Origin of the sequence: Nocardia sp. NPDC051052 (assembly GCF_044456045.1) — a bacterium.
GTDB lineage: Bacteria > Actinomycetota > Actinomycetes > Mycobacteriales > Mycobacteriaceae > Nocardia.
Window position 1 is genome coordinate 1 of the sequence record NZ_JBITFL010000056.1, and the last position, 1,214, is coordinate 1,214.

At 62.2% G+C, this 1,214-nt stretch carries 1 protein-coding gene; it reads left to right on the plus strand.

Annotation, left to right across the window (positions count from 1 at the left end; translation table 11 throughout):
• Positions 1 to 179 precede the first annotated feature (179 nt).
• Positions 180 to 1,214, plus strand: a 1,035-nt coding sequence (locus ACIBCN_RS44545) for a hypothetical protein (RefSeq protein ID WP_396998944.1), incomplete at its 3' end; no start/stop codon positions are given.

Consider the following 1,214-nt stretch of genomic DNA (forward strand, 5'->3'; position numbering starts at 1 on the left):
TGGCTAGGAGTGCGATGACGTCGGGAGCGACGGGGAATGGCAGGACCGATTGGTCGGGCTTGCGTGAGAGTGCTGCTGGTGGTCGGCTGAAGCTCCTGAATGTGAATAGTGCCGCGTTGGGTGCTATCAGTAAATCTTGTGGTGACATGATCCAGACGATTCTGGGTTTGGTCAATGCTGTGGGTACTTTTCAAGCGATAGATCCGAACCTGTTCACCGCCAAATACACCTCTGGTACTCAGGAGCGGTCGACGACGTGGTTGAGTATGCAGCTGTTGTGTAATGCGTTCGCGGGCAAGGCGAAAAACGAGATCGTGCCGATGTTGCAGAATCATCGGGCCGTGGTCACCGATATGGGTTACACGTTCACCGCCGCGGCCAAGGCTTACGCGGACAACGAGTTGAACAGTGCGCAAGCGTTCACCCCACCCACGACCGGGACCTCGATGACGGTCGCTCCGCCGCCGTTCTCGGCACCGATCAATTACGGCAACTGGTCGACCGGGCCGTCTTTTCCCACGGGAGCGGGCTCGGGTGTTTCCGCCGATCCCACCGTGAAGGGCTTGATCGGCGGGGCGATCGAGAACAGCGCGAGCCTGATCGAACCCGACTTCGCCAACATCGCCGCCATGGTGGTCACCAGCGCGACTCCGATCCAGACCCTGTCCACCGATTGGCAATGGCTGGCCGACCAATGGGGCAGCTGCTACACGAAATTCGTCAGCGCCGTGCAACCCCACTTCGCCCACTGGCAAGGCGAGGGCGCCGACACCGCGTCAGGGTTCATCACCACCTACATCACCGCCTGCTCGACCCTGCATACCGCCATGCTCGACATGGCAGGCGTCATCGCCCACACCAGACAACTGCACTACTACATCTGGGCCAACATCCCCCACGCCGAAGGCACCTTCTTCTACGGCGGCACCAACAACAAATCCTCGAGCGTCGGCTACAACACCAGCACCGCCCGATGGGAATGGAAACTCGGCGGCACCGTCACCGACCTCACCGGCCCCCGCGCCTTCTGGGACGGGTCCGGCGGCAAAACCTATAAAGACGACATCAACATCCTCACCGCCATGATCCCCCTATTCCCCAACGTCAACACCCTCGCAGGCGCCACCGGCGGAGGCACCGGCGGCGGCGGATCCGGCGGCGGCGGAAACGGCGGCGGCGGAACCGGAGGTGGCAACCACAACGGCAGCAGCGGC